The sequence below is a fragment of the Rhizobium sp. N324 genome (assembly GCF_001664485.1).
Classification (GTDB): Bacteria; Pseudomonadota; Alphaproteobacteria; order Rhizobiales; family Rhizobiaceae; genus Rhizobium.
In genome coordinates this window covers 454,526-475,776 of sequence record NZ_CP013635.1, presented here as the reverse complement: position 1 = coordinate 475,776, position 21,251 = coordinate 454,526, and the positions used below count along the sequence as shown (strand labels likewise).

The window sequence follows — 21,251 nt, the reverse complement described above, 5'->3', positions numbered from 1 at the left end:
AGCGCAGAACCTCTCTAACATTTTGTTTTTACATGATTCCCGGGCGGAACGTTGTCGGACAAACGATCCGGTGACCCTCATTGCCGACAATAGGCCCGCACCAGTTCAGGATCCTGCTGGAGCCCGTCGAGCCAAGCCGGATCGAGCGTCGGCACCGAGGAGAAGAGCAGCTGCGAATAGGGGTGCGTCGGCGCCTTCACCGTCGAGGGCGTGATTTCCTCGACCTTCCGGCCGCCATACATCACGACGATCTCGTCGCAAATTGCCTCCACGACCGAGAGGTCATGGCTGATGAAAATGTAGGAGAGGCCGAGCTCGCGCTGCAATTCCTTGAGCAGGTCGATGACCGCGGCCGCGACCACCGTGTCGAGCGCCGAGGTGATCTCGTCGCAGAGGATCAGCTTCGGATCGGCGGCGAGTGCGCGAGCGAAGTTGACGCGCTGCTTCTGGCCGCCCGAGAGTTCTCCCGGCCGGCGATGGCGCAGGCTGCGGGGCAGGCGCACCATGTCGAGCAACTGATCGATCCGGGCACTTCTCGCCTGCCTGTCCATGCGGTGGTAGAAAACCAGGGGCCTAGCGAGGATGTCCTCCACCGATTTTGCCGGGTTGAGAGCGGTATCGGCATATTGGAAAACGATCTGCATCTCGCGCAACTGGTCGCGCGAGCGCTCGCGGGCGCTGCGGCGCAGTTCGGTGCCGTCGAAGACGATCTTACCGATTGCGGCCGGCAGGATGCCGGCGATGGTGCGGGCAAGCGTCGACTTGCCGCAACCGGATTCGCCGATAATGCCGAGGTTTCGACCTTTCTCCACCTTCAGGCTGACATGCTCGACGGCGCGAACGAGAGGCAGGCCGTCGGCCTGGCGCTGTCCATAGCCGGCGACGAGATCTTCGATTTTCAGAAGCGGCGCCGTCACATTGGCGGCCAGTTCGGCTGCGCCGCGCGATTTCGGCTCAAAGGCTGCGAGCAGCTCTCTGGTGTAGGGATGCTTCGCGTTGTTGAGAATCTCGTTGGTGGTGCCGGTTTCCTGAGCTTCCCCGCCTTTCAATACGATGATGCGATCGGCGATCTGCGCGACGACGGCAAGGTCGTGCGAGACATAGACGCCCGCTATGCCGCCCTTCTTCATCACCGACTTGAAAGCGCGCAGCACTTCGATCTGGGTCGTCACATCGAGCGCCGTCGTCGGCTCGTCGAAGATGACGAGGGTGGGGTCGCCGATCAGCGCCATGGCGGCGGCCAGGCGCTGCAGCTGGCCGCCGGACACCTGATGCGGATAGCGGCTGCCGATCGTCTCGGGTTCCGGCAGCGACAGCGCCCGGAAAAGCTCGACTGCCCGGGCGCGCGCATCGTCCGGCGACATCAGCCGATGAATCCGCGTGACTTCGATCACCTGGTCCATGATCGTTGTCGCCGGGTTGAAGGCGGCGGCGGCGGATTGCGGGACATAGGCGACTTTGGTGCCGCGGACCTTGGCGCGCTGCTTCTCGCTGAGCGTGACCATGTCCTTGCCGCCGACCGAAACGCTGCCGCCGGTGATGCGGCAGCCCGCACGGGTGTGGCCCATGAGGGTCAGGGCGATGGTTGTCTTGCCCGAGCCGCTCTCGCCGATCAGCGCGACGATCTCGCCCTCGGCAACGTCGAGGCTGACGCCCTTGATGATCTCGACACGCCGGCCGGAATCGGTGGTGGCCTCGATCTTCAGGTCGCGGATTTCAATGAAATTGCTCATGACGTGCTCCGGTCGCGAATTTTCTGCGGCAGGTTGTCTATCAGCAGGTTGACGCTGATCGTCAGGCTGGCGATCGCAAGTGAGGGAAACATCACCGCCGGCGCACCGAACGGCAGCCCGCCGATATTCTCGCGCACCAGCGCTCCCCAATCGGCATAGGGCGGCTGTACGCCGAGGCCCAGGAAGGAAAGCCCGGAAAGGAGCAGAACGATGAAGACGAAGCGAATTCCGAGGTCGGCTAGCACCGGCCCGACGATGTTGGGCAGGATTTCCGAGCGAATGAGATAGAGGGTGCTTTCGCCGCGGATGCGCGCGACCGTGATGAAATCCATCGCATTGATGTTAACGGCGAGCGCCCGGGCGAAGCGATAGGCGCCGGGAATGTAGATCACCGACAGCGTCAGGACCAGGACCGGGACCGAGGAACCGACGGCGGCGACCACCACCAGGCCGAACAGCTTGCTCGGAATGGAATTGAGGGCATCGAGGAAGCGGCTGAGAATCGTGTCCGGCCAGCCGCCGGCGACCGCGGCGATCATGCCGAGCACGACGCCGCTGAAGCAGGCGATCGTCACCGCCGCCAGCGAGATGCCGACCGTGTATCGCGCGCCCATCAGAATCCGCGAGAGCATGTCGCGGCCGAGATAGTCGGAGCCGAGCCAGAGTTGCCGGCTCATCGGGCCGAAATAGTCGAGATCGACAATCTCGCCGACGGGATAGGGGATGATCAACGGCGCGAAGATCGCGACGAGCGCCCAGGAGAGGATGACGGCAAGCCCGATCGCGCCGACGATGTTGAAGCGATAGCCGAACGAGGTTCCGGACAGCCGGCCGGAGGTGGTTTCGGATGTGCTCATGGTCATCGGAGCCTCGGATTGGAAAGGATGGCGATGATATCGGCGATGGTGATCAAGAGCAGATAGCCCAGGCAGAAGATCATCGCGCAGCTCTGGATCAGCGGCAGGTCGCGGGTGGCGACGGCATCCAGCATCAGCTTGGCGATACCGGGATAATTGAAAATCGTCTCGACGATGATGACGCCTCCGAGCAGATAGGACAGGGACAGTGCGACGGCATTGACGATGGGGCCTAGCGCATTGGGCAGCGCATGGCGAAAGACGATGCGCGGCCGGGAGGCTCCCTTCAGCAACGCCATTTCGACATAGGGTGTGTTGAGAGTCTCGATGACGGCCGCGCGCGTCATGCGGATCATCTGCGCCGAGACGACGAAGGTGAGGGTGATCACCGGCATGGCATAGACGCGCAACATGTCGGCCAGGCTGTGGATTTCATTGGCGAAAGACAGCGCCGGCAGCCATTTCAGATAAACGGCGAAGATCAGCGCGGCAGAGGTCGCGACCATGAACTCCGGCACGGAGATGACGCCGATGGTGATCACGGTGACGATCCGGTCGTAAAGCGTGCCGCGCAGCATCGCCGCGGTGATCCCGAGCGTCAGCGCAATCGGCACGGAGAAGAGCGCGGTGACCCCGGCGAGTTTCAGCGTATTGACGAAGCGGCCGGCAATAAGATCGGCGATCGGCATCTGGTTGGCGTAGGAGGTGCCAAGGTCGCCCTGCAGCAGTCCGACGGACCAGCGCAGGAAACGAAAGAGCGCCGGCTCGTCGAGATGCATCGCCTTGCGAAGACCTTCGACGGCTTCCGGCGTGGCCGCCTGGCCAAGCAGGATCGCCGCCGTGTCTCCCGGCAACAGCGTTGTCGCGAAGAACACGGCGAAGGAGACGATCACCAGGGTGATCAGGGCGATGAGCAATCTGCCCAGCACAAGGGATAAGACCTGGTTGTTCACGCGCGGCTCCCTTTTGGCGTTCGAGTTGAGGTTCGGCGATCAAATGGCGGAGCCGGGGGCGCGTCTGCAGCCCCGGCTCCCGCGCTTATCAGGCTTCGAGCCAGACATATTCGGCGAACGCATATCCCATCTGGCCGCCAAGCGGGCTGGGTAGCAAACCCTTGAGCTTGGCGGTGGTGGCATCGACATTCGAAATATAGGCCGGAATGATGGTGCCGGCTTCCTGAGCGACCATAGCCTGCATCTCGTTGTAGATCGACTTGCGCTTCTCCTGGTCGAGTGAACCGCGCGCGTCGATCAGCATCTTGTCGAACTTCTCCGACTTGTAGTGGCTTTCGTTCCACGGGGCGTCCGAGCTGTAGAGCAGGGAAAACAGGATGTCAGGGGTCGGCCGCGGGTTGATATTGCCGAAGTGGATCGGAGCTTTGAGCCAGTAGTTGTCCCAGTATCCATCGGAAGGTACCCTCTGGACGTCGAGCTTCATGCCGATTTCAGCGCCGGCGGCCTGAATGATCATGGCCATGTCGATCGACGAGTTCGCCGCATCAGAGGCAATGATGGGAATCGATTGGCCAAGAACACCGGCTTTTTCGAAGTGGAACTTCGCCTTCTCGGGATCGAAGTCCCGCGGCTTCAGGTTCGGGTCATGAAAGAAGTTCGCCGGTGAAATGGGTTGGTCGTTGCCAACCTCTCCAAGTCCGCGTAGCGCCGACTTGACAATCTGCTCGCGGTTGACGAGGGACTTCATGCCTTCGATGAAGTCCCGCTTGTTGCCGGGCTCCATATCCAGCCGCATATTGAGGTTGGTATAGCTGCCGGAAGTCGTCTTCGACAATGTAAATCCATCGCCCTGAGCCTCGACGAGGCGCATGGAGCGCGGATTGATCGTGGCTGCGAGGTGGATGTCGCCGGCAAGCAGGGCATTGACGCGGGCGTTGTCGTCGCTGATCGCGAAATATTCGAAGGAATCGACGTTCGGGCCCGATTTCCAGTAGTTCTTGTTCTTGATGCCGACCGAGCGCACGCCGGGCTCGAACACCTCCTTGACGAAAGCGCCGGTGCCGTTCGCCTTTGAAAAGTCGGTCGTGCCGTCGGCAACGATCATAAAATGATGCAGAGACAGGATGGTCGGTAAGTCCGCGTTTGCGTTGGCGAGCGTGATCTCGGCGGTCTGTTTGTCGATCGCCTTGATGCCGGTCATCTGGGCGGCGATCTTGGCGACCTTCGAGCCGACGGCGGGATCGAGGTGGCGCTTCAGAGAGAAGACCACGTCGTCTGATGTCAGCGGCTTGCCGTCGTGAAATGTGACTCCGCTTTTCAGCTTCACCGTCCAGGTCTTGGCATCCTTGGATTCGATCGCCTCGGCAAGCTCCATCTGCGGCTTGCCGGTCTGGTCGAGGATAGTGAGGCGGTTATAGAAGGAGCAGCACCGGACATAGTCGGTGGAGAGCGAGGCCTTGGCGGGGTCGAGCGTATCGGCCGTCGAGGACGACCAGCCGGCTGCCTTGAGCGATCCGCCGGAAACCGGCGTCGCCGCAAGCGCCTTGCCGGCGCGGCCGAGCACGAGCCCGCCGGCCGACATGGCCACGCCGCCCGCGAGCAGCATATGCAGCAGCTCGCGGCGGGTCGCGCCACGACGGATGGCGGTTTCGATCATGGCGTCGTCAGAGCTGGTCCAATTGGTAATCTTGCTGTTCATCTCATTCCCCTTTTCTTCTGTGGCGGTTTTAAAGTCAGGCGCGTGCAGCAGCCACGGCATCCGTAAGGCCTGCCATGGACGTGAAATGGAAATCGGGTTTGGTGAACTCGAGCGGCTCGATCGTGCCGCCGTAACCCTTCTGGGCATGACGCCGCTCGATCCAGCAATTGGCCAGCCCGAGTTCCCTGGAAATGCCGATGTCGTGGTACTGGCTCTGGGCAACATGCAGGATGTCGGCCTTCGAATGGCCTTCCGCGGCAACGTAGGCGAAAACCCTCTCGAAGAATGCGGGATCGGGTTTTTCGGTGCCGGTATCGTCGGCGGTGAAGGCGGCATGAAAGGGGTTGCCGAGTTCCTTCTCGAACAAATCGAAGGCCCAGCGGCGGGCATTGGTCATCGCAACGAGGCGGTAATCCTTCGCAAGTGTGGCCAGCGCTGCGGCGCTGTCGGCGAAACCCTTCCAGCTCTTGGCCGAGTCCCGCAGCCGTTCGCCATATTTTGGATCGGCGGGCAGACCAAGCGTCGGCGCGATCGCGAGGTAGACGCGCACGAGGTCGTCGGGAAAGAGGCCGGCATCCTCGGCATAGCGGGCTGCGCGATAGAGGCGCAGCGCCTGCTCGCCGTCGACGGTGCCTCCCGCCTCCGCCGCGATCTCGGCGAGGCAGGTCTTCAGACCGCTCTCGAAGTCGATGAGCGTGCCGACGACATCGAATGTCATGTATTTGAATTCCGGAAGGCTCTTGCTCACGTGAATTCCCCAGTGTTCGGCCCCAGTGGGAGCACGGTTCTCGAAGAAGAATATTCTGTTCCGCAGGCGAGATCGTTGTCCCGCTCTTCTATAGAAGGCCTCGCATTTGCCGGGATCCGAGCCCTTCAGTGACCGTAGTTTGTCACCGGCACCGCGCCGGATTCTCCTGAAAGGCGCCATATGGCGGCACAAAATACCGAATCTGACCGTTTCGCGATATTCTGAGGCCTGCTTCGCCCACGCGCCCGCCCGCACCGTTCGTGTTTTGTTCACGTAACTTGGAGCGCGCTCGACGATCTTGCCTATCGTTTCGGCGCAGTACACGGCAGCCCATGACAAAGACGCCATGGCTGAATGCGGGGGATGACGAGGTCAAAGGCCGCGCATTCAAGCGCCGTGCTGAGATCGGCGGTGGCGGCGGGGTCCGTTTCCGCCGGCACTTCCGCCAAGCTGGAGATAGGTCAGTGCATCATCGCCAGCGCTGCCGCAAAGAAATCTTCGCCTCCGAAGTTGCCTGATTTCAACGCCAGAAGCATGTCGCCCTGGGCATTGCCGACCGTGCGCAGCACCGGCACGCCGGCCGCAATCTCCGGTCCGATCAAAAAGGCCGGAATGGCGAGCCTGTCGACTGCCGCTCCCGACGTTTCGCCGCCTGCGACCACGAGGCGCCGCACGCCTCTTGCCACCAGTTCGGCTGCGATGATCGACGTTGCGGTCTCGATCGCGTGGCCGGAGGCCTCCCGTCCATAAAGGGATTGCAGCCGGGTCACGGTTTCGGGGACAGCACTTGCGGCGACCACGACGGGGCCGGCGGCGATGCGGTCTCCGGCCCAGGAAATCGCGGCGGCGATCTCATCCGGACCGGCAAGCAGCCGTTCCGGATCGAGCCGCAGCACGGGCATCGACCGTTCGACGACGTCGAGCTGGTGCAGCGTTGCCTTGGAGCAGCTGCCGGCAACGATCGCGGAGAGCCCACCGACCGGCCGAATGGCATCGGCCGGCGCTGTACCGTCGGGCGATATCCGACCGGAGCGGACGAGCGCGCGGGCAAGGCCGAGGCCGAGCCCGGACGCGCCGGTGGAGACCGGTGTTTCCAATGCGATCTCGCCGAGCGTTTCCAAATCCCGCTCGAAAATCGCATCGGCGACGGCAGCGCTGACGCCTGCCGCGCGCAGCGCCTCGAGCCTCGTTTTGACGGCGCCGGGGCCGGCCGCGATGGCCGTGAGATCGATCAGCCCGACGGCGCCATGCGATTGCCGGGCGAGAACCCGCACGAGATTGGCATCGTGCATCGGATTGAGCGGGTGGTCCTTGAGCGGGCTTTCGTTCAACGGCTGTCCGCCGACGAAGAGATGGCCGAGATAGACGGTGCGACCCGTTTCGGGGAAGGCCGGTGTCACCAGCACAATGCCGCTGCCCGCAGCGTGGCTCAATGCTTCGGTGACCGGTCCGATATTGCCGGCATCCGTGGAATCGAAGGTCGAACAGATCTTGTAGAGCACGTGGCTCGCGCCCCGCCGACGCAGCCATCGTTCGGCGCTGGTTGCAGCCGTTACGGCGTCTGTCGCCGGAACGGAACGGATCTTCAGGGAAACGACGACGGCGTCGACGTCGGGCAGCGCCAGCGACGGATCGGGGATGCCGACCGTCTGCACCGTGCGCAGACCGTTCTTCGTCAGCGTGTTGGCGAGGTCCGACGCGCCTGTATAGTCGTCAGCGATTGATCCGAGCAAAATAGCCATTGTCTAGCTCCGTGCAAAAGGTCTGAACCAGCCGAGGCCGTCCAGTGTGTGGCCGCGCGGGACGTATTCGCAGCCGATGAACCCGTCGTAACCCAGGCGGTCGATTTCGCCGAACAGATAGGGATAGTTCAGTTCTTCCCCGTCCGGCTCGTTGCGGGACGGCACGCTGGCGATCTGGATGTGGCCGGTGATCGGCAGCAGGCGCCGCAACGCCATCGTGACGTCGCCATGGATGATCTGGCGATGATAGATGTCGAACTGGAGTTTCAGGTTGGGCAGGCCGCATTCGGCAATCAGCTTTTCGGCGGCGCCGAAGTCGTTGAGGAAATATCCCGGCATGTTCCGGCCGTTGATCGGCTCGAGCACGAGATCGATGCCTTTGTCCGCAAGCCGCCCGGCAGCATAGGTAACGGAGCGCCGATAAGAGGCGGCGGCGGTTTCGTCATGAGGGTCGGCGATGCCCGCCATCAGGTGGAGCCGCCTGACGCCGGTCGCCGCCGCATAGTCGAGTGCCCGCTCGACATCCGCCTTTAGCGCATCGAACCGTCCGGGAAGGGCTGCGATGCCGCGCTCGCCTGCCGCCCAGTCGCCCGGCGGCAGGTTGAACAAGGCCTGCTGCAGATTGTTGCGGGCAAGCCGTTCGGCGATTGCCTCCGGCGCGGCTTCATAGGGAAAAAGATATTCGACGGCGGCAAAGCCGGCATCGGCTGCGGCGTCGAAGCGGTCGAGGAATGTCCATTCGTTGAACATCATCGTCAGATTGGCGGCGAAAACCGGCATGGCTAGCGTTCCCCTTTGTTGGAACCGGGCAATTCGGCGCCGGAAAGCTGGGCATAGAGCCGTGCGAGCGAGGAATCGTCATCACGGCCCATGCCGGCGCCGGCGGCGGCCAGATACATTTGCAGCGCCGCTGCCGCGAGCGGCACCGGATAACGCTCGGAGCGGGCCATGTCCTGGACGATGCCGAGATCCTTGACGAAAATCTCGATGCTGCTGAGCGGCGTATAGTCTCCGGCCAGCACATGCGGCACGCGGTTTTCGAACATCCACGAATTGCCGGCCGAGGCCGTGATCACCTCATAGACCTTGTCGAGGTCGAGGCCTTGCTTGGCGGCAAAGGTTATGGCTTCGCAGGCGGCTGCGATGTGCACGCCGGCGAGAAGCTGGTTGATCATCTTGAAGGCCGCGCCTGCTCCGGCGGCGTCGCCGAGTTCGTAGACCTTGCCGGCCATGGCGTTGAGACCCGGCCGGGCGGTGGCGAAAGCCTGTCTGGAGCCGGACGCCATGATCGTCAGTTCGCCGCGCGCCGCCTTGGCCGCGCCGCCCGAAATCGGCGCGTCGAGATAGTGCAGGCCGAGAGCCTCCACCCTTTGTGCCAGATCGCGGGCGACGGCGGGATCCATGGTTGCCGACGAGATGAACACCGCTCCGGGTTTCATCGCCTGCGCGACGCCGTCAGGCCCGAACAACACGGCCTCGGTCTGCGCGCCGTTGACGACGACGGAGACGACGATGTCGGCCTCCTTCGCCGCGCCGGCCGGGGTCGCCGCCCCACGTCCGCCATCGGCGATGAACCGGTCCACGGCTGCCGGCGTGATGTCATATCCAACGACATCGAGCCCGGCGTGCTTCATCGACCGGGCCATTCCGAGCCCCATGGAACCAAGACCGATGACGGCAGCAACGACGGCAGGCCCCGAGTTTTCAGCAAATGGCGACATGAGGAGGTTCTCCAGTCTTGTGAGAAAAACTCTGTGCCCTCCGGGTGCAATCCCGGAGGGACTTTAGAGCGCCGTGCGTCTACAAGACGCGCTGAGGACGCTCTAACATTTTGAATTTGCGCATAATCCTTTCCGAAAATCGATTCCGATTTTCGGGGTTATGCGCGAGTTCAGCGATTGACGGTTTTCGCAGGAACCGTCAGCACGGCCAGCGAACCAATGATCAAGGCAGCCGCCAGCAGATACATGCCGGCGCTGTTGGTGCCGGTGAAGTCCTTCAGATAGCCTACCAGAAACGGCCCGAGGAACCCGGCAAGATTGCCGACCGAATTGATCCAGGCAATGCCGGCCGCCGCACCCGTGCCGGCAAGAAAGGCTGTCGGAAGCGACCAGAAGAGCGGCGCGCAACTGATGGCGCCTGCGGCCGCCAGCGAGAGGCAGGCGATCGAGACCGCCGTGCTGGTCGCCATCGTCGCCGCGACAAAACCACCCGCAGCGATGACGGCCGGGATGACGAGGTGCCAGCGGCGTTCGCGCAGCCTGTCGGCAGAGCGCCCGAGCGCCAGCATGACGACGAATGTGCAGATATAGGGAATAGCGGAAATCAGGCCGATATTGAAGTTTCCGCTGACGCCTGAGGCTTTCACGATTGAAGGCATCCAGAAATTCAGGCCGTATTGCCCGAGCACGAAGCAGAAATAGATCAGGCACATCAGCCAGACGCGGCGGTCGGTCAGCGTCGCCGCAATGCTGTGCGGGCTTGTCGTCTTGACCCGGTTCTCCGCCTCGATATTGGCGGTCAGCACGCGCTTTTCCTCATCGTTCAGCCATTTCGCGTCTCGGATCGTATCATCAAGATAGAAGAAGGTGGCGATCCCGAAAAGAATGGCCGGAATGGCTTCGATCAGGAACATCCACTGCCAGCCGGAAAGGCCGTGCGTACCGTGGAAACTGTCCATCAGGAGGCCCGAAAGCGGGTTGCCGAAAATCGCCGATATCGGGATCGCGGACATGAAGGTGGTGATGATCCTGGCGCGGCGATCGGCCGGATACCACGCCGTCAGATAGAGAATGATGCCGGGAAAAAAACCGGCTTCGGCAACGCCCAGCAGGAAACGCAGCAGATAGAAGACGGTTTCCGACGAGGTGAACATAAAGGCGGCGGAAATGATGCCCCAGGTGACCATAATGCGGGCGATCCACATCCGCGCGCCAACCTTGTTCATGATGACGTTGCTCGGCACCTCGAACAGAAAATAGCCGATGAAGAAAATTCCTGCGCCGATGCCATAGGCGGCTTCGGACAGACCGAGTTCGCTCGACATCTGCAGCTTGGCGAAGCCGACATTGACGCGATCGAGATAGGCGACCACGTAACACAGCATCAGGAATGGCACGATGCGCCAGAACACCTTGGCATAGGCGCGGTCTTCCGCCGTCCGGGCGGGATGTGCGCCAATGGGTGGCGCCTGCGTCTGTAGAGTCATGATTTTCTCCTCCAATTGTTGCCGCGGTCTCCAGTCGATCCTCCCGCAGCACGCCAGTCCATTTTTGGCAGCGCTGCCATTGTCAATAATCTATTTTGGCAGCGCTGCCAATGGCAAATTGGTAGCGCTGCCAAAAAATCCTTGCTTCTTCGCGAGAGCGGTGAAAAATGGTGGCAGCGCGGCGGTTGCTGGCGGATATGCCGGCAGCCATTCCAAAAAAGAGCTCGGGTTCAAACATAAGATGGAATTCAAACAGCAGGTGACGGTAACGCTTGCCGAGGTCGCGGACGCGGCCGGTGTCGGCGAGAGCACGGTGTCACGCGTGCTGCGCAATCACGGCTCGTTTTCCGGCAAGACGCGGGAGCGGGTGATGGCTGCCGTCGAGCGGTTGGGCTATGTGCCGAACCGGATCGCCGGAACGCTGGCCTCCACCGGTTCGCGTCTTGTTGCCTTCGTCATTCCCTCGCTGTCCAATATCGTCTTCCCCGATGTGCTGCGCGGCGCCAGCGCCGTCCTGGAGGAAAACCGGTACCAGGCGGTGTTCTCGGTCACCGACTATGATCCGGGCAAGGAGGAGGCGCTCGCTGCTGCGATGCTCGCCTGGCGGCCGGCGGCGGTCATGCTGGCGGGATACGAGCACACCGAGGGGACAATGAAAATGCTGCGTGCCAGCGGATGCCGAGTCGTGGAACTGCTCGATCTCGACGGAGATGCGCTCGACATCGCGGTCGGTTTCTCGAACCGCGCGGCCGGGCGGGAGAGCGCTGCATTCCTGCTGAAGCGGGGCTATCGCCGGATCGGCTATGTCGGTCACGATCTCAACCGTGATACCCGCGCCGGCAAACGGTTTTCCAGTTTCTGCGAAACGCTGGAGGCCGGCGGCGCGCCTCTCGTCGATCGCGAAATTCTCGCCGGCGCTTCATCCGTGGAAAACGGCAGGCTGGGGCTGGAGCGTCTGCTTGCCCGGACGGCGGATCTCGATGCGGTTTACTTTTCCAACGACGATATGGCGCTGGGCGGTTACTTCCACTGTCTGGCCGAGGGCATCGCTATCCCCTCGAAGCTCGCCATTTTTGGCTATAACGGCCTCGATATCGGCCGGGCAATGCCGCAGCCCTTGTCGACCATCCGCACGCCGCGTGTGGCGACCGGACAGATCGCCGCGCAGCTGGTCGTCGCCAACGCGCCGCCCCAGGCCGTCGATCTCGGTTTCGAACTGATCGACGGCGCAACCGCGTAATCTTGGAGGAAATGTCATGTCCGACGCGCGCCAGCGTGAAGAAATCTGTCGATACGGCCGCTCGCTGTTCGAGCGCGGGCTCACACCCGGTTCGTCGGGCAATATATCGTTGCGGCTCGAAGACGGCGGCTGGCTGGTGACGCCGACCAACGCCTCGCTGGGTTTTCTCGATCCGGCCCGGATCTCCAGGCTCGATGCGGACGGCCGGCTGCTCTCCGGCGACAAGCCGACCAAGGAAATTCCGCTGCACACCGCCCTTTACGACACGCGCGGCAGCGCCCGCGCCATCGTCCATCTTCACTCCACCCACGCGGTGGCGCTGACGATGCTGCCGGAGATCGATCCGCGCGCCGTCCTGCCGCCGATGACGCCCTATTATCTGATGCGCGCCGGCGAAACCGCTCTGGTGCCCTATTATCGTCCCGGCGATCCTGATGTGGCCGATGCCATCCGCGGGCTGGCGGGCAAGTATTCGTCGGTGCTTCTGGCCAATCACGGACCCGTCGTCGCCGGCGACAGCCTGGAAGCGGCGGTCTTTGCGACCGAGGAACTGGAGGAAACGGCAAAGCTCTATCTGCTGCTGCGCAACCTCAATCCCCGTTACCTCAGCCCAGGACAGGTGGCCGATCTGGCCGACACGTTCGGCCTCGACCTTCCATCGCATCACGACCACGACGACCATTGAACGGCCAAAACAGGATTCAGGTCGGGCGGCCAAACCCGCACACTTTGTCGGCGTCATGTCCTAATCGAGCGCCGACAACACCGATGCCGTGATCGCGTCCGTCTTGTCCCTGCCGGGACTCGCGCCGATGCCGCCTGCCGTCGTCGCCTCGATCGCGGCCATCACTTTTCCGGCGGTAGCCGTTTCTCCCAGGTGCTCCAGCATCATTGCGCCCGACCAGATGGCGGCGATCGGATTGGCGATGCCGAGATGGGCGATATCCGGCGCGGAACCGTGGACGGGCTCGAACATCGACGGCGCCGAGCGATCGGGATTGATGTTGGCGGAGGCTGCAAAGCCGAGCCCGCCCTGAATGGCGGCGCCAAGGTCCGTCAGGATGTCGCCGAACAGGTTGGAAGCGACGACCACATCGAGGCTCTCCGGCGCCATGACCATGCGGGCGGCCATGGCGTCGATATGATAGCTGGTCACCTCGACATCGGGATAGTCGGCGGACAGCCTCTCGGTGATCTCGTCCCAGAAAACCATCGAATATTTCTGCGCGTTGGACTTTGTCACCGAGGCAAGCTTGCCGCGCCGCGCCCGCGCTTGTTCGAAGCCGAAACGCAGGATGCGCTCGACGCCCTTGCGGGTGAAGATCGAGGTTTCCACGGCCACCTCGCTGTCGGTCCCCTGGTGGACGCGGCCGCCGGCGCCCGAATATTCGCCTTCGGTATTCTCACGGATACAAAGGATGTCGAAGTTCTCCGACCGCAACGGGCCCTGCACACCCGGCAGCAGCCGGTGCGGGCGGATATTGGCATATTGCACGAAAGCCTTGCGGATCGGCAGCAGAAGCCCGTGCAGCGACACGGAATCGGGCACTTTGCGAGGCCACCCGACAGCGCCGAGAAGAATGGCATCGAAGGAGCGCAGCGTTTCGATGCCATCACTGGGCATCATGCTGCCGTTCTCCAGATAGTAGTCGCAGGACCAGGGATAGCTTGTCGTCGCAAGCGAAAATCCGTTTCGCGCCGCTGCCTTTTCGAGCACGGCCTTGGCTGCCTCCGTTACATCGCGACCGATGCCGTCTCCTGGCAGAAGGGCGATCTTGTAGGTCTTCATGGCAGGTCCTCTCACCGGCTGATCAGCACATTCTGGCTCTGCGGGTTGCGCCGTGCGGGAATGACTGTAGAGGACGGCTCCGACTTTATTTGCCGAAAGCGGCCGGGATTTGGTCGATTGTTGGGTTTGCGCCGGCATCGCCAGTGCATTCTCTCGAACGATCTGGATCGACGGAGATCGATTGGGCGGGATCCTCGGCTGCCGGATTCAAGCGCCGGGACAGACGGGCGTGGAGGCCAGGGCCTGCCGGCGCTCGGATTCGGGGCGGAACGATCGGTATTGCCAAAGACCGTCCGGGGATTGCCGCCGGTAGACGGTCTCAAGCCAGAACACGGTGTCGTCGATCGGCAAGACCGGATGCCAGGCATACCATTCAGACCAGATCTTGCCGGCCTGTTTGCTCTCCATGGTCATCGTTTAACTCCGCATGCTTGGAGGCGTTTATGAGATCGAAAAGCAGGCGGTGAAAGTTGCTGCTGTCGCCGCTCACGGAACGCTTCTTCTCGTTTGATGGCCCCCTGATTCCCTCAGTGGATTTATTCCTCAATGAAGAATAACAATGAAAAATCATTCTTCAGCAGAGATTGTTTTCCCGCGCCGCGTGAAAATTCCTGGGCTGTATCGCGGCGCGTTCACGGCTGTCCCATCAGATCAGGAAGCACCTCGCCGGCTCCCAAAAGGGCTCTCACAGCGTCTCTTGAAATTATATCGTAATACGATATATTCAAAAGGGCGTCGATCGTTGAGGAGTAGCTTGATGGAACGCCGATTGCATCCCGCATTGCACCGCCCCGTGCCTTATCCCGCCGATGAGGCGTTTGAAAATCTCAGGCAGAGGGTTCATGCCTTGCTTGATAGTGGAGACGCAGGCCGCTGGGAGCTTTTGCGGGCGGAGTGGCGGTATGATGTGGCGCTGCTCACGAATGATTTTCGTCTTTGGATGCAACATCTCGACAGAGGCTTCGATATCGCCAAATAGGCGAGTGTTCGATCGTCGCCTGGAAAAGCCGAATGGCTCAGTTGATCGAACGAAAGCCGAGATAGACCGCCAGGCTGATGGCGGAGAGGGCGATCGTCAGTTTGGGTCGGGCATCGTCGAACATGACCGCCAGCAGCAGGCCGAGCGCCAGGATAGCGGATGTCGCCCAGAGGTTCTGATCGGAGACGGTAAAGGCCAGCGCCCCCAGAAAAATGGCGCTTGCGACGATCGTCACGGGCGCGGACTTCTCGGCGAGATCGCCGCCCGGGAGATAGGGCAGGAGAAAGCGTCGCATGCTCAGGCCGGAAGCGATGCTGAGAAGAAGACAGGTCAAGACAAGATGCGCCATGGGGTCGTCGCCGATTGATCTACGGATGGAATTGCCGTTGCAAACGCCGTGCCAGCTGCAAACGGTGTAATTTCCCCCTGAGTGGCGGCAATATCGGCCGCCCGTGGCTATTTCCTCGGCGCCGCGTTGCTTTTTTCGGCAACTGTTTCCTCTTCGCTAACGCCGGCAAATTATATCGCAATACGACTTGAGTGGTGGCGATGATTTTTGTATGGAGAATTATCTTTCTCCATAATTCCGGAAACGAGATCTTTCATTGGACCTTTCGTCGCTCGAAATATTCCTCGCTGTCGCCGGCGATCGCAGCGTTACCAAGGCTGCCAAGGCGGTCGGTCGGGTGCCGTCGAATGTGACGACGCGCATCCGGCAGTTGGAGGACGATCTCGGTGTTTTCCTGTTCAGCCGTGACGGCAAGAAGATGACGTTGACGCGGGAGGGGGAGACGTTCCTGGCCTACGCCAACCGGCTGATGGCGCTTGCGCTCGAAGCGCGCCAGGCCGTGCGGCCTCTCGCCCCGTCGGGAACATTGCGCGTCGGCACAATGGAAAGCACGGCGGCGAGCCGGCTGCCGGCGGCGCTGACGCAATTCAACCGGATGTGGCCTGATGTGTCGCTTCATCTGACGATGGGCGCATCCCGCGACCTCGCCCGCGCCGTTGTGGCCGATGCACTGGACTGCGCGCTGATTGCCCGCCCGCCGAAGACGATGCGCGGGGAAGACGCGGGTTTCGAGGCCGAGCTCAAGGCGCTGGAGATGGAGCCGGTCTTTGTCGAAGACCTGTTGATCGTGCTGCCATCCGGGCATCCCGCGGTCAAATCCGCTGCCGACCTGCGTGTCGGGTCGATTGCCGCTTTGGAGCCTGGCTGCACCTATCGCCGGATCGCCGAAAACTGGGCGCGCAAATCGACCGCCCTGCGGACGAGCGAGCATGGCTCCTACCATGCGATCCTGGCGAGCGTGGCGACCGGCAATACTGCCGGCGTCATGCCGAGATCCGTTCTCGACCTCATGCACTGGCCGACATCCGTCCAGACCCATCAGCTGGGGCTCGTGGAGACGCTGCTGGTCTACCGCAAGAACGATCGCCCCAGCGCTTTCAACGCATTCCACGAAGTCCTCAGCGCGACAAAAGGCAGGGATGCCAGACTGGCAATGAACTAGCCCGCCCCTCGTCTTCCCTCATCCCGCCGGATAATCCTCGCTTCAAATTGGTCTTGTCATGCAATCTCCCGTTTCCCCGAAGTTGGGACCGAGCCGCTTCCGCCGCTTTCGGCTGTTTTCACCGATCCTGGCCGGCGCGACCTTACGAGAGCGGCTGATCGCATGTCTCGGCGCTTTGCTGGCCATTGGCCTCACCGGCGTCCTCAGCGGCTATCTGTTCGGGCAGGGGCCGCATCTTCCCCTGATCGTCGCGCCGATGGGCGCGTCTGCGGTGCTGCTTTTTGCGGTGCCGGCGAGCCCGCTTGCGCAGCCTTGGTCAATCATCGGCGGCAATACGATTTCCGCTCTGATGGGTATCATTGCCGCCTATTTCATCCGCGACCCGATCATCGCGACCGGCGTCGGCGTCTCGCTTGCCATCGGCGCGATGTCCTTTACGCGGTGCCTTCATCCGCCTGGCGGAGCTGCAGCGCTCACCGCCGTGCTCGGCGGTCCGGTCGTTGCCGGCTGGGGGTTTCTTTTTCCCTTCGTGCCCGTCGCTTTGAACTCCTGCATCCTCGTCGGCCTTGGTCTGCTGTTCCACAAGCTTTCCAAGCGGAATTATCCGCACGTGGTTCCAAGGCCGGCTGAGAATACCCATCAGACGATCGACATGCCGTCGGCCGTGCGGGTGGGTTTTCGCGAAGAGGATGTCGATGCGGCCCTGGCAGCGCTCGATGAAACCTTCGATATCGACCGGGGCGATCTCGCCCGACTGCTGCAGCAGGTCGAGCTGCAAGCCGCCATCCGCTCAAACGACAAGATCAGCTGTGCCGATATCATGTCGCGTGACGTGATCGCCATCGGCGAAGCTGCGGAACCGGCTGCGGCGCGGCATCTTCTCCTGAAGCACAATATCCGAACGCTGCCGGTGAAGGATCCGGAGGGGCGTCTCATCGGCACCGTCGGCTTGCGGGAATTGTCCGAAGGCGCGGAGACCATCGCGCACGCGATCTCAAAACCGGCGGTAGCGAGATCTTCTGATGCGGCCCTATCGCTATTGCCCGTTCTGACCGATGGTCGTACGCATGCCGTCATCATTGTCGATGACGACTACCGCATTCTCGGGCTGATATCGCAGACCGATCTCTTAAGCGCGGTGGCGCGGCTGCTGCCGAACGACAGCGCCCCGATCTCGGCCGTGGCCTGAGCGGTAGTCGTGGATTGTCAAGCAGCGAGGAAATGAGCCAGTGTTGATCGAGTGCGATCCGAATGGGGATTTTATCCTGGATTCATCCGAACTTGCGGAACGGTTCGGCCTGTCGCTGACCGATCTCCGTCGTCATGTGCGACATGGCTCCCTCGTCAGCACCGTGGAAATCGGCACCGCTGAACACGAGGGCACCAAGCGGGTGTCGCTTCGGCTCGGCAACAGGCTTTGGCGCGCGGTGCTGAATGATGCGAATGAGGTTCAGCACGAGCAAATGACCGTGCTTCGGGGGAAGTCGGCCTGATGATGCATGGCCGACATCATTGATGCTTCGCCGCCGATTGCATGCTGGAGTTTTCCGTTTCTCCCCGAGGTACAGAAACACTGTATGATCAGTTAGGCCGCTTGTGAGTGATCATGCGATCGATGATCTGCAATGGATGCGGGATGCGCTTGCCGTCGATTTCCTTCACCTGAGAACGGCACGAATAGCCGGTGGCCATGAGGATATCGGCTTCGCCGGCCGCATCAAGCTCGGGCTTCCAGCTCATTGCGTAGAGACGTTCGGAGATCGGCCGGTTGCGGGCCTCGTGGCCGAAGGTGCCGGCCATGCCGCAACAGCCGGTTTGCGCTGCCCGAAGGTCGATGCCGAGGCTTGAGAATATCTTTTGCCATTGTGCGACGGAGGCAGGCGCATTGGTGCGCTCGGTGCAATGGGCCATCAAGCGGAAGCTTTTGCCTTCGGCAGCGGAAGGCGAGGCTGCAAGTCGGTCGAGATTGGCGATCAGCCATTCCTGTGGGAGCAGGACATTCGCCTTCAACATCCCCTTATATTCGCTGCGAAAGGCGAGCGTCATCGATGGATCGAGCCCGACGAGCGCCACACCTGTCTCGTCCAGTCGCTGGAGATAACGTGCGGTCTGCTTGGCTGCAGCCTCGAAGCGCCCGAGATAGCCATGAACATGCAGGGCTTTGCCATTGATATGGGAGGCAGCAAGAAAGGGCGTCAGTCCCATTTTTCGAGCGAGCCTGATGGCGGCGAGCGCGACATCGGGATCGAAGTGGGCGGTGAAGGCATCGGCGACGAAAACGACGCTGCGCTGCCTTGCCTCGCGCGACAGGGCTTCGATTGTCTGAGCGGTCGCAAGCGGCACGCCGAGGCGGGCAGCTTCTCTTGCCAGCGAGATTTGCGGCAGACGCGGCAGGGAGGTCAGCCCGGTCATGCGCATCATCGTCCTGCCGGCGCGCGTGCCGACAATGAGGTTATAGGCCGGCCGGATGCGTCGGACGAGCGGCAGGGTGGTTTCGATCGCCGCGACCAGCGGGTCCTTCAGCGGGCGGAGATAGCGTCCATAATAGAGTTCCAGGAATTTCGAGCGGAAGGCCGGAACGCTGACCTTCACCGGACATTGCCCCGCGCAGGCCTTGCAGGCGAGACATGTGTCCATTGTCGCGCGCACCTCGTGGGAAAAGTCGTCCCGATTGGCCGGATTCAGCGAATTGAAGGCGCGCCGCGCGAGGCTGGCAAGCGGAATGCTTCGCCGCAGGCGCGCCGCCTCCTGGCGGGGATCGATGCCCTTTTCCGCAAGCAGCCTCAGCCATTCCCGCATCAGGGCGGCGCGGCCCTTGGGTGAAAAGCGCCGGTCGCGCGTCGCCTTGTAGGAGGGGCACATCGGGCTCGTTTCGTCGAAATCGAAACAGGCGCCGTTGCCGTTGCAATAGGCGGCGTTGTCGAAGGCGGAGCGGATCTCGTTGCCGATGATGCGATCGATATCTCCGCGCAACGGAACATCGTCGATCTTCGTCAGCACTTCCGCGGAAGGGGTTGCGATCTTGCCGGGATTGAGCCGATTCTGAGGATCGAAAGCCCGCTTGATCTCCTGCAGGCTGGGATAAAGATCGCCGAAAAATTCCGGCACATATTCCGAACGCACGCCCTTGCCGTGCTCTCCCCAAAGCACGCCGCCATATTTGCGGGTGAGCGCCACGACGGCGTCGCTGATGTCGCGCACCAGCCTGATGTGGTCGTCGCGGGTGAGGTCGAGCGCTGGCCGCACGTGCAGGACGCCGGCATCGACATGGCCGAACATGCCGTAGGAAAGGCCCGCGCCATCGAGAAGCGCACGGAAGTCGCGAATATAGGCCGCCAGGTTTTCCGGCGGCACGGCGGTATCCTCGACGAAGGCGACGGGCCTGACCGGTCCTTCCACATTTCCGAGCAGGCCGACCGCCCGCTTGCGCATCGACCAGATCGCTTCAGCGTCGGCATGGCCCCGGGCGATCGTATAGCCGGCATGGCGGGCGTTCGCATCCGTGTCGAGGGCGGCGGTCACCTCCGCAAGCTTGCGCTCGAGTTCCGCTTCATCATCGGCCAGCACTTCGGCAATGTTGATGCCGTTGGTCGCGTTGCCCGCATCGTCGGGAAAGAAGCGGGCAATGCCGGTCCAGACGATATCGCCTTTCGCCAGCCCGAGGACTTTCTCGTCGACCGTTTCCACCGAGGCGACCTTCAGCGCCACCAGGCTGCGGGCATCCTCCAGGGCGGTGTTGAAGTCGCCGTAGCGGATGTTGATCAGCGCCGCATGGGCCGGGATCGGCAGAAGGTTGAGCTCGGCTTCGGCGATCATCGCCAGCGTTCCCTCCGAGCCGCAGAGAACGGCATTGAGGTCGAAGCGTCCGTCGCCGCGCCTGACATGGGCGAGGTCGTAGCCGGTCATGTAGCGGTTCAGCTTCGGGAAAATTTCGGCGATGCGTTCATGTTTTTCCCGGGCGATCCGTTCGACCGTCCTGTGAACATCGCCAACGCGGCCCTCACGCGCGGCGATCTCCTCGAACGCCTCCGCGTCCAGCGGGCGCGACCAGAAATCGGAACCGTCGGTAAGCACGATACGCAATCCGAGGACGTGGTTGCTAGTCTTGCCGTAGAGGCAGGAACCTTGGCCGCAGGCGTCGGTGGCGATCATGCCGCCGATGGTGGCGCGGTTGGAGGTGGAGAGTTCGGGTGCGAAGAACAGGCCGTAGGGCTTCAGCGCCCGGTTCAGCTCATCCTTGACGACGCCGGCCTGGACGCGCGCAACCCTTCGGACCGGATCGATTTCCAGAATGGACGTCATGTGCCGCGAACAGTCCACCACGACACCCGATGTCAGGGACTGACCGTTCGTGCCGGTGCCGCCGCCGCGCGGTGCGATGCTTGTCCCCCGGAAGGCTGGTTCCGACAGCACGGCCGCCACCAGTTGGAGGTCTTCGACGCTCCTTGGAAAAAGAATGCCGGCCGGCTCCACCTGATAGATGGAATTGTCGGTCGAAAATACAGTTCGGCTTGCTGCGCCGGTTTCGATATCGCCGGTAAACCCCGCCTCGATAAGTTGCTGGAAGAAACCAGCGGGCGGAAGAGGGATGGAAGCTTTGGGCTGGAGGCGTGGGATCATTTCGAAACTTTCAGAATGCCCTGGAGCTTTGCCAAACTTGACACACGGCCAAATAACGAGGTGGAACTTCGAAGAACCAGATCGCAATCATCGTTGGCGGTTCTTCCGGGTTCGGAGTGACGACCGCGAAGCTCATGATCTCGCATGGGCCACCGAGATCGATCGCAATGAG

Annotated in this window: 20 protein-coding genes; 6 read left to right on the top strand and 14 right to left on the bottom strand. The window is 62.2% G+C overall.

Translation table 11 applies throughout. The features are described from left to right. Positions 1-77: 77 nt before the first annotated feature. The 10 genes from AMK05_RS32120 to AMK05_RS35450 form a co-directional block, all read right to left on the bottom strand. Complete coding sequence (locus tag AMK05_RS32120) at positions 78-1,733, bottom strand: ABC transporter ATP-binding protein (RefSeq protein ID WP_064844648.1); 1,656 nt, start codon at positions 1,731-1,733, stop codon at positions 78-80. Continuing rightward, the gene (locus AMK05_RS32115) at positions 1,730-2,596 is read right to left on the bottom strand and encodes an ABC transporter permease (protein ID WP_064844643.1); all 867 of its coding nucleotides are present in this window, start codon (positions 2,594-2,596) and stop codon (positions 1,730-1,732) included. Before AMK05_RS32115 ends, AMK05_RS32120 begins: the two co-directional genes overlap by 4 nt. Continuing rightward, the gene (locus AMK05_RS32110) at positions 2,593-3,543 is read right to left on the bottom strand and encodes an ABC transporter permease (protein ID WP_064844640.1); all 951 of its coding nucleotides are present in this window, start codon (positions 3,541-3,543) and stop codon (positions 2,593-2,595) included. Before AMK05_RS32110 ends, AMK05_RS32115 begins: the two co-directional genes overlap by 4 nt. Positions 3,544-3,631: 88 nt before the next feature. Then, entirely contained in the window at positions 3,632-5,242 is a 1,611-nt protein-coding gene (locus AMK05_RS32105; protein WP_064844637.1) for an ABC transporter substrate-binding protein, read from the bottom strand. A 34-nt stretch (positions 5,243-5,276) separates the two neighbouring features. Beyond that, positions 5,277-5,990, bottom strand: a complete 714-nt coding sequence (locus tag AMK05_RS32100) for an HAD-IA family hydrolase (protein WP_064844634.1) — start codon at positions 5,988-5,990, stop codon at positions 5,277-5,279. A 461-nt stretch (positions 5,991-6,451) separates the two neighbouring features. Continuing rightward, a complete protein-coding gene (gene otnK / locus AMK05_RS32095; protein ID WP_064844632.1) occupies positions 6,452-7,732 on the bottom strand; it encodes a 3-oxo-tetronate kinase in 1,281 nt (426 codons plus the stop codon). Positions 7,733-7,735: 3 nt separating this feature from the next. After that, positions 7,736-8,512 (bottom strand): 2-oxo-tetronate isomerase, encoded by a 777-nt coding sequence (gene otnI, locus AMK05_RS32090; protein ID WP_064844629.1) that lies wholly within the window; start codon positions 8,510-8,512, stop codon positions 7,736-7,738. Positions 8,513-8,514: 2 nt separating this feature from the next. Then, the gene (gene ltnD / locus AMK05_RS32085; RefSeq protein WP_064844627.1) at positions 8,515-9,453 is read right to left on the bottom strand and encodes an L-threonate dehydrogenase; all 939 of its coding nucleotides are present in this window, start codon (positions 9,451-9,453) and stop codon (positions 8,515-8,517) included. A gap of 170 nt (positions 9,454-9,623) precedes the next feature. After that, positions 9,624-10,940: an MFS transporter gene (locus AMK05_RS32080; protein ID WP_064844625.1), complete on the bottom strand. Its 1,317-nt coding sequence runs from the start codon at positions 10,938-10,940 to the stop codon at positions 9,624-9,626. Positions 10,941-11,022: 82 nt separating this feature from the next. Continuing rightward, on the bottom strand, positions 11,023-11,178 hold the full coding sequence (locus tag AMK05_RS35450) for a hypothetical protein (protein ID WP_172599296.1): 156 nt from the start codon (positions 11,176-11,178) through the stop codon (positions 11,023-11,025). A 3-nt stretch (positions 11,179-11,181) separates the two neighbouring features. Here AMK05_RS35450 and AMK05_RS32075 point away from each other — a divergent pair, with 3 nt between their 5' ends. Then, positions 11,182-12,180: a LacI family DNA-binding transcriptional regulator gene (locus AMK05_RS32075; RefSeq protein WP_064845021.1), complete on the top strand. Its 999-nt coding sequence runs from the start codon at positions 11,182-11,184 to the stop codon at positions 12,178-12,180. Positions 12,181-12,196: 16 nt separating this feature from the next. Further along, entirely contained in the window at positions 12,197-12,865 is a 669-nt protein-coding gene (gene otnC, locus AMK05_RS32070) for a 3-oxo-tetronate 4-phosphate decarboxylase (RefSeq protein WP_064844623.1), read from the top strand. Positions 12,866-12,925: 60 nt separating this feature from the next. Here otnC and AMK05_RS32065 read toward each other — a convergent pair whose 3' ends face one another. Further along, positions 12,926-13,969, bottom strand: coding sequence for a tartrate dehydrogenase (locus AMK05_RS32065; RefSeq protein WP_064844620.1), 1,044 nt, complete (start codon positions 13,967-13,969; stop codon positions 12,926-12,928). Positions 13,970-14,176: 207 nt separating this feature from the next. Beyond that, positions 14,177-14,377 carry a hypothetical protein gene (locus AMK05_RS32060; protein WP_064845019.1) on the bottom strand — a complete coding sequence of 67 codons (201 nt, stop codon included), beginning with the start codon at positions 14,375-14,377 and terminating at the stop codon, positions 14,177-14,179. A 151-nt stretch (positions 14,378-14,528) separates the two neighbouring features. Between AMK05_RS32060 and AMK05_RS35910 the strand changes: the two genes are divergently transcribed. After that, complete coding sequence (locus tag AMK05_RS35910; protein WP_237352280.1) at positions 14,529-14,948, top strand: hypothetical protein; 420 nt, start codon at positions 14,529-14,531, stop codon at positions 14,946-14,948. 37 nt (positions 14,949-14,985) lie between these two features. Here AMK05_RS35910 and AMK05_RS32050 read toward each other — a convergent pair whose 3' ends face one another. Continuing rightward, positions 14,986-15,297, bottom strand: coding sequence for a hypothetical protein (locus AMK05_RS32050; protein WP_064844615.1), 312 nt, complete (start codon positions 15,295-15,297; stop codon positions 14,986-14,988). A 256-nt stretch (positions 15,298-15,553) separates the two neighbouring features. Between AMK05_RS32050 and AMK05_RS32045 the strand changes: the two genes are divergently transcribed. From AMK05_RS32045 to AMK05_RS32035, 3 genes are read left to right on the top strand one after another with little or no spacing between them, the layout of a single operon-like run. Beyond that, positions 15,554-16,459, top strand: a complete 906-nt coding sequence (locus AMK05_RS32045; protein ID WP_064844612.1) for a LysR substrate-binding domain-containing protein — start codon at positions 15,554-15,556, stop codon at positions 16,457-16,459. Positions 16,460-16,517: 58 nt separating this feature from the next. Further along, positions 16,518-17,648: an HPP family protein gene (locus tag AMK05_RS32040; protein ID WP_064844610.1), complete on the top strand. Its 1,131-nt coding sequence runs from the start codon at positions 16,518-16,520 to the stop codon at positions 17,646-17,648. A gap of 40 nt (positions 17,649-17,688) precedes the next feature. Next, positions 17,689-17,952: a DUF6522 family protein gene (locus AMK05_RS32035; RefSeq protein ID WP_064844608.1), complete on the top strand. Its 264-nt coding sequence runs from the start codon at positions 17,689-17,691 to the stop codon at positions 17,950-17,952. A gap of 88 nt (positions 17,953-18,040) precedes the next feature. Here the strand turns inward: AMK05_RS32035 and ydiJ are convergent, their stop codons facing one another. Then, the gene (gene ydiJ, locus AMK05_RS32030) at positions 18,041-21,079 is read right to left on the bottom strand and encodes a D-2-hydroxyglutarate dehydrogenase YdiJ (RefSeq protein WP_064844605.1); all 3,039 of its coding nucleotides are present in this window, start codon (positions 21,077-21,079) and stop codon (positions 18,041-18,043) included. Positions 21,080-21,251 lie beyond the last annotated feature (172 nt).